Genomic DNA, 7,117 nt, shown 5'->3' on the forward strand with positions numbered 1-7,117 from the left:
CGCGCGGATCTTGGCCCAGAGACAACTGCATCAATGACGGCGCCCAATCTCAAGCCGGCGTCCTGAAATCCTATTGCTCTTCATCCAACGATTTTTTCCGAAATGCGGCGCCGCTGAAGCACCCGGTTAGCTGAAGTTTTCACTCGGAAAGCCTAGCCGTCGTAGTCACGTCCGATTTGGCATTACGCGACGCAAGCCCACAAGTTTTGCATCGACCAAAAAACGACAGGAGCCGGCGCATCCGTTGATGGAAAAGCCGACGCATTTGGGACGCTCGTTCGATGATCGGTTTTTCTAGGTTCGCCCCCCCAGAAAGGTCAGTCCGCTTTCTACCAGGTCGCGACGTTCAGGCGCTCGTCGCGTGCCGACCGTGCTTGAAAGCCGAGTGGCAGCTATCGGGCGGCAAAGCTGCCAGTCCGCAAGCGCCCACTTGCCGCCAAAGGGCATCGGGTGCGATGATCCCAGAATGCGACGTTCGTTCACAATCATTGCAGGGGTCGCTGTGCTGGCAAGTGCAGGCGGCTGCTATCGCAAAGAAGCAGGCATTTGCCGGACGTCGCCACCGGAGCGGTCGGTAGACTATCAGCGTTGGGCGGATGCCGTCTCCGCTGCGCGATGCAAGCATTTCCGTCTGGAAGCTGCTCCGGCTGGGGGCCAAGCGACCGCTCCGAATGTCAGCTAGTCGGGATGTTTGATTCATACCTGCCGGACTGCAAACTACCATCTCGCGACATACCCGCCCGACCGCAGCCGCCCAAGGTCGGTCATTCGGGCTTTGCTTCCCCGATCTTGGAAGCAGACGCGAAAGCTGCTTATCTCGGCTTATGAACACCGCCGCCAAATTGATAGCCGCTGGATTGGTCGCTACCGGCATGTTCGCGCTTGGATACGACATCGGCGGCAGGGACGCGATGGCGGCCGAACGGAGCCTGGTTGATTGGAACGGGTCAGCTAAGCAGTCACAAGATGCGGTGAAGCGATGGGCCGCCAAAATACACGAGACCCAGAGCACGGTGAACTCGCTTTGGTATGCCCGGAACTTTGCATTTCCGAACAAAAACTGCGTGCAGCTTGTGCTAAAAGGCGGCGTTGGTGGTGAACCAATTTACTGCTACCGTTTCAACAGTTTCACGCCAATTGAAGAATATAGCGACGTGGAGTGAAGGGTATGTCCCCTTTCGCGCCGCCCATCTTCAAAAGCGGTCGTTCCGCTTCCCACGAGGTCGCGACGTTCAGGCGCTGTCGTCGCGCCGACCGTTCCTCAAAGCCAACCGGCGGCCTTTGGGCGGTAAAGCACACGGGCTGCAAACGCCCACATCCGGAAGTTCAGGCTGGCGATCCGGGCGCCCGACAACGGCCATTCGTTAAGCGCGATCTTTCCCGTTTCTCCGCCTCGAACAGCCCATTTCGCGAAAGAGCAATCGGGAACAGATAGTGAGAAAGCAGGTGATCCGGACGACCGTTGGCGGGATCGTCCTGCGACTGTCCCGCTCTGGGTTCATTTGGAAGAAAGGCCGCGTCGTGCCGGCCACGCTGCCCATGCGAAAAACTCCAATTCTGTGACCGGCTTATCTGCTCGTTCATCTGCCATGCAGCGACAAACCGTTAGAAAATCAGGACCGGACGATTGCAGCGTGCCACATCGCCGGTTTCTAGAGAGATTGAAATGATCCTTACCAAACAGCCGTTCGCCCTTGTTGCCGCAGGTGCGATCGGACTGATGATGCCCGGTGTCGCCTTTGCGCAGCAACGAGGAACCGAAACACAGCGCACCGAGAATATGCAGGCGACGACTGCGCTTCATACCCGCATCGATGAGACCCAGGCTCGGATCGAGAACGCGCGGATCACGCATAAGATTGCGCGTGCGCGTGCGACGGCGTTGCAGCGTCAGATCGCGCAGACCCGGCAGAGCATGACCCGCCTCGGCAAGCAGCAGGGCTTCGTCAGCGCTGCGGAACTAGCCTCGTACAATCGTACGCTCGGCACGATCGACACCGAACTCGATCGGCGCGGCGTTGCGCGCAGCTACGGCAAGGACATGCTGCCTGCCGCACCTAGTGGCCGCCATTAAGCATACGGGACGGGAGCGGCCATGCCGTTCCCGTCTTTTCAATTCTACCAAGTCACTTCTGGATCAGATCGACCATGTTTCTGTCCAGCCGACAAAAGTCGCACATTCCCGGAAAAGCATTCTTTTCGGGTAAGGCGGCAGCGTCAAGAGACGTCTGCTAACGACAACTGCCATTCCAATAGCGGACGGTCCGCTTTCCACCAAACCCGGCCATTCCTGATGCGAAAATCAAAAGTTTTGCATCACGCTAATTGGATCAGTCGTCTGCTATCTCAGCCGCACCAGCTAGTGGCATGGGGCTGGGACCAGGTGGCGGGCCCACAGGACACAGGCCATCGTCATCATCAGAATGGCCGGGACGACGACGCAGCAATGCCTCTCGACGCTGCAGAAGCTCTTTCTCCAGTGCCCTCTGTTCAGCTGTAGGTCTTGGACGCCCGATGAGGTCTTTGACTGGCATAACCTGTCCTCGTTCATGGTTGGTGCTTCACTAGTATAACGCACTTTGCCGGCCGGCCGAAGCGGGCACCGATGATGCGAAACTCACAAGATCTGCATCAGGCTCGAAGCCGCGGATGTAGATGTCAGCGCTGATTGGCAGACTTTGTCAGTGGTAATTGACACGCCACGACGACGCACGCGCTCTTGAAGCGAAGGCGGATCGGGATTCGCGCATCCTTCTCGAAACTCGGCCTTCTGCACCAATCGAGAACAAGCGGGCTACCGCTGCGCGTCAGTGAGGCCGATCCGGTTTAATTTTGGTGAGCTGCCAGCCATTCGCTAAAGAGCGCGGTGGGGGCGAAAATGCGTAAGTTGATATTGATGGCGCTCGCAACGTTCGGGTGCGCGAGCCAGGCAGTGGCGCAACGCGCCGATCAGAACGCGGCGCGTGCGGCTGAGGATGCGTTCGGCGTGAGCTACGCCAACGAGTCTGTGGGGCTGTACGACGAAGAGGACGTGCGCGGCTTCTCGCCTATCGATGCCGGCAACGTCCGCATCGAAGGCCTGTATATCGATCAGCAGGCGGACCTCAGCTATCGCATTGTCGATAGCTCGATCATCCGTGTCGGTCTGACGGCGATCGACTACCCGTTTCCAGCACCGACCGGGATCGCCGACTTCCGCCTGCCCGATGCTCCCGACGCATTGGTCCTAAGCCCACGGCTGAACGCCGGCACCTTTGGCGACGCAAGCATCGAGTTCGACGTTCGCGCGCCAATCACCGGTGCAGCCTTGTCGGTAGCTGGCGGCTTCGGCCTCTACCGGGATAATGAGTGGTTCGGGGGAACGCCCAAGGCATTTTCCGGTGGAGTCAGCTTCAGGTGGCGGCCTGCAACCGATACCGAAATCATCCCGTTCTGGAGCCTGGACAGGACGTGGAGCGAGGAGGCGGTGCCGACCTACTTCACCAGCGGGGCCTTCGTTCCGCCGCGCGTGCACGATCGTCGCCGCTACACCGGCCAGGATTGGGCGACCAACACCAGTCGCGGCAGCAATACCGGCGTGATCGCGCGGACGAAGCTGGGCGACTGGTCGCTGGCGGGCGGCCTGTTCCGCTCGATCTATGCCGTCAGCCGCGATCGAACGACCCTGTGGCTGGACGTGGACAAGGAGGGCACCGGGACGGAAACCGTCTATGCAGCTCCGGCATCGCGCTATGCGTCCTCCTCGGGAGAGGTGCGGGTGTCCCGCACATTCGCGGAAGGCCCGCGGCTGCACCGTTTCCATGCGTCGGTGCGCGCCCGCGATCAGGCACGACTCTACGGTGAGGCGGAAGCGGTCGAGTTGTCCCGCCGCAATATCGCGACGCGCGCGCCGACCGCCGAGCCGGCATTCGCCTTCGTGGAACGCACGCCCGATGACGTTCGGCAGGTAACAGGCGGTATCGCTTACGAAGGACGCTGGAAGGGCCGCGGCAGCCTCAACATCGGCGTCCAGAAGACCGATTATCGCAAGCATGTTCGCCCGCCCGGACGCGACGGCATCGTATCGCGCGATCGGCCGTGGCTGTTCAACCTGATGGCCTCGCTCGACGTGGCGTCCGGTCTTTCGGCTTATGCCGGAGTGACACGGGGGCTGGAAGAAAGCGAGGTCGCCCCGGATATCGCGGTCAACCGCAACGCGGCACCACCGGCGCTCCGGACACGGCAGGTCGATGCCGGCGTGCGCGCCTCGCTGGGTAAGCTGCAAGCGGCCGTGGGCGTGTTCGATGTCCGCAAGCCCTACTTCAACCTCGACGGTGCGAACTTCTACCGACGACTGGGCGAGGTTCGCCATCGCGGAATCGAGGGATCGTTGAGCGGCGACGTTACGCCGTTCGCCAGCCTCGTCGCAGGCGCGGTCCTGCTCGATCCGCGCGTCACCGGGGAATTGGTAGAAGACGGAACGATCGGTGCCCGTCCTGTCGGCACAAGCCGCAGCCGCATCGTGCTGGCGCTCGACGTGCATCCGGAAGGTTGGCGCGGCTCGTCCTTCGACGTTCAGGTAACGCGACATGGCGGATCATTCGCCGACCAGGCCAACGCGGTCCGCCTGCCGTCGCGCCCGACCGTTGCCTTGGGTGCGCGTCACCGGCTACGGTTGGCGCGCCGCGACGTGATCGCCCGCGTGCAGGTGACGAACCTGTTCAACACCTATCGGTGGATCGCCGACTCCTCGGAAGGCCTGACATACAGCTCGGGGCGCTACGTCGGGTTCTCCCTCGCCACCGATCTGCAGAGTTAGGTTATGCTGGGTCCACGCGGATCGGTTGCCACGGTCCAGCGCCCGAACAGCGTCAGGCCGCACGATCTGGCCAAGGCTACAGATGCGTGATTATCAATTTGGCAACGGTATTGCGGTTCGTACCCCTGCTGCCGCGAAAACCGGTTGATCGACTGAACGGTCGCACGTGCGAACCTCTTCCCCCGAGCGTCGGAGAGCGTCAGCACCCCCAGATCGGCAATAGGGCTATCGTCCCACAGGTTCATACTAGCAGCGCAGACAAGCCGGCCGCCGTCGAAGCATCCGAACACCGCCCAATGATCCAATTCGACCCAAGCATCCTCACGGTCCTGCTCGGAAGCCGCATTGTAGAATATCTCGAAGGCAGTGCGATCGGCATCAGTCAACTTGCGAGGTGCCTTCGCCGGGTCTGCCGCCACATGCACGTCGGCCGAAAGGTAAAACAGATAATCCGGATCGTGCAGTGTTACGCCAGCTTGTCCCAAACGGCTTTTCAGGTCATCCATCGCCAAACCATCTAATTCGGCAATGCCAGCTCGTTGTGCTATCTCGGGAGTAACAACAAGCCGCAACGACCCATCAGCTTGTTCCAGCATCATTGCGGGACGCTTGGGATTCAACCTGTCGCTAACAGCATATGACAGATTGCCATGAACGGAGGCGCGGTCAGCGGAAAGGGTCTGGTGCCAGTAGTCGAGCACCGGCTTGGGAAAGGCAGTCATGACGCGACTGTAGCACGAAGACCGGCACGGTCAGAGGTGGCCTTTCTCTTTATCGGTCCGACCGGGGTTAGGATCACGCCGCTTTTGCCGCAAGCCCGGAAGGTTGACGACCAAGTGTCCGGTACACCGTTGGCCGTGATATCGAAAACACCTCAGCAAGATCGCTGATCGAGTAATCGTCGGTGTCGTACATGCGGCGCAACTCCTTCTGCTGTCGATCCGACAGCTTCGGCTTTTTGCCTCGCAGCTTCCCCTTCGAGCGCGCGACGGCCATAGCGAAGGCGACTGATGGGCACGGCACGCGCCACCGGCTTCATCGCGACCCAAGAGCATCGCCGCTTCACCGAGTTCGCCAATGCCGTCCGCAAGCATCGCTATATCGGTCTGTGCCGTGGACCCGCCGGGGTCGGAAAGACGCTCTCCGCCCGCCGCTACGCCCATTGGGATTTGGCTACCGAAACCGTTGAAGTATGGGGCAGGCGCGGGCCGGATGAGGCGAAGGTCAATGCCCACCTCGCCCGATCCCGAACCGTCTTCTTCACGCCGACCGTCAGCTGCAGCCTGCGCGAGCTGCGGCATGACGTGCCGAACCTTATCAGCCGCGCTGACATGTGCATCGACGATCACGTTCGCCCCTGCGTTGAGGGCAAGTGCAAGATCATCGACCGCACGACCCGCTACGTGGAGTTGCTGATCGTGGACAAGGCCGAGCGGCTGACCACGACAGCGCTGGAATGGCTGCGCGACTTGTTCGATCGACGGGGGATCGGCCTAATCCTGATCGGCATGCCGGGGATCGACAAGCGCATGGCGCGCTACCCCCAGCTCTTCAGCCGGGTGGGTTTCGCCCATCACTACCGTCCCTTGCAGGATCAGGAGCTGACGTTCGTGCTGACGAGGCGCTGGCGTGATCTCGGGCTGTCGCTGGACGACGCAGACTTCACAGACGCCCAGGCGGTCGCCGCGATCGTGCGCATGACCGGAGGCAACTTCCGGCTGCTGCATCGCCTGTTCGTCCAGATCGAGCGCATCCTACGTCTCAACGAGCTGACCGTCATCACCAAGGATGTGGTCGAAGCGGCCCGCAGCACGCTCGTGATCGGTGTCACTTAGCGCTGACAGAACCGTGCCAATCACCGCTGACATCTACACCGGTTTTGCGCAGTTTTTTTGCTGATGCAAAACTTGCGATTTTTGCATCAGACGCCGTAATTATTGAGTACGACGACGCAAGCTCTGGATGCCTAACACCAGCATAAGTGCGGATAGGCCTAGAAGAACCCCCGTTACGATGCCGCTTACAAAGTCGGTTGCATTCAGCGAGCGAAGTGCAGGCTGTGCAACTGACGCCAGTATGCCGAACAGAAAACTCGCAATCGCAAAACCGGGCTGGGCCTTCATGGACGTACAATCCCCTTTAGAAGGGAGAACGATAGTCCTACCCTCATCAAGGTCAATGACTGGTCCGGCCGCACTTACGCTACCTGCAGCGCGATCCTTGATGCAAAACTTTTGATTTTTGCATCGGGAATGACTGGGTTGGTGGAAAGCAGCCGTTCAACCGTTACCAAGAACGATATCTGCAACTTTCCCGCTG

The 7,117-nt window shown here is 60.4% G+C and carries 6 protein-coding genes; 4 read left to right on the forward strand and 2 right to left on the reverse strand.

What is annotated here, in order from left to right:
- Positions 1–824 precede the first annotated feature (824 nt).
- The 3 genes from IFT54_RS19995 to IFT54_RS20005 all read left to right on the forward strand — a co-directional run bounded on the left by IFT54_RS19995 (position 825) and on the right by IFT54_RS20005 (position 4,798).
- Positions 825–1,163 (forward strand): hypothetical protein, encoded by a 339-nt coding sequence (locus IFT54_RS19995; protein WP_031393821.1) that lies wholly within the window; start codon positions 825–827, stop codon positions 1,161–1,163.
- A gap of 503 nt (positions 1,164–1,666) precedes the next feature.
- Positions 1,667–2,074 (forward strand): hypothetical protein, encoded by a 408-nt coding sequence (locus tag IFT54_RS20000; RefSeq protein WP_192071960.1) that lies wholly within the window; start codon positions 1,667–1,669, stop codon positions 2,072–2,074.
- Between the two features lie 822 nt (positions 2,075–2,896).
- Positions 2,897–4,798 (forward strand): TonB-dependent receptor, encoded by a 1,902-nt coding sequence (locus IFT54_RS20005; RefSeq protein ID WP_192071961.1) that lies wholly within the window; start codon positions 2,897–2,899, stop codon positions 4,796–4,798.
- Here the strand turns inward: IFT54_RS20005 and IFT54_RS20010 are convergent.
- Both IFT54_RS20010 and IFT54_RS20015 read right to left on the reverse strand, forming a co-directional pair.
- On the reverse strand, positions 4,795–5,520 hold the full coding sequence (locus IFT54_RS20010) for a GNAT family N-acetyltransferase (RefSeq protein ID WP_197984766.1): 726 nt from the start codon (positions 5,518–5,520) through the stop codon (positions 4,795–4,797). The genes IFT54_RS20005 and IFT54_RS20010 overlap by 4 nt on opposite strands.
- Positions 5,521–5,593: 73 nt before the next feature.
- On the reverse strand, positions 5,594–5,794 hold the full coding sequence (locus IFT54_RS20015; protein ID WP_244649339.1) for a helix-turn-helix domain-containing protein: 201 nt from the start codon (positions 5,792–5,794) through the stop codon (positions 5,594–5,596).
- 14 nt (positions 5,795–5,808) lie between these two features.
- Here IFT54_RS20015 and IFT54_RS20020 point away from each other — a divergent pair, with 14 nt between their 5' ends.
- Positions 5,809–6,633 (forward strand): AAA family ATPase, encoded by an 825-nt coding sequence (locus tag IFT54_RS20020; RefSeq protein WP_192071962.1) that lies wholly within the window; start codon positions 5,809–5,811, stop codon positions 6,631–6,633.
- The last annotated feature ends 484 nt before the right edge of the window (positions 6,634–7,117 follow it).

This window comes from Sphingomonas sp. CFBP 13714 (genome assembly GCF_014842205.1).
Classification (GTDB): Bacteria; Pseudomonadota; Alphaproteobacteria; order Sphingomonadales; family Sphingomonadaceae; genus Sphingomonas; species Sphingomonas aerolata.

What these genes read in the sequence shown, in the direction of transcription:
- IFT54_RS20020 (WP_192071962.1), top strand. Translation starts at nt 5,809, where the DNA reads ATGGGCACGGCACGCGCCACCGGCTTCATCGCGACCCAAGAGCATCGC.
- IFT54_RS20015 (WP_244649339.1), bottom strand. Translation starts at nt 5,794, where the DNA reads ATGGCCGTCGCGCGCTCGAAGGGGAAGCTGCGAGGCAAAAAGCCGAAG.
- IFT54_RS20005 (WP_192071961.1), top strand. Translation starts at nt 2,897, where the DNA reads ATGGCGCTCGCAACGTTCGGGTGCGCGAGCCAGGCAGTGGCGCAACGC.
- IFT54_RS20000 (WP_192071960.1), top strand. Translation starts at nt 1,667, where the DNA reads ATGATCCTTACCAAACAGCCGTTCGCCCTTGTTGCCGCAGGTGCGATC.
- IFT54_RS19995 (WP_031393821.1), top strand. Translation starts at nt 825, where the DNA reads ATGAACACCGCCGCCAAATTGATAGCCGCTGGATTGGTCGCTACCGGC.
- IFT54_RS20010 (WP_197984766.1), bottom strand. Translation starts at nt 5,520, where the DNA reads ATGACTGCCTTTCCCAAGCCGGTGCTCGACTACTGGCACCAGACCCTT.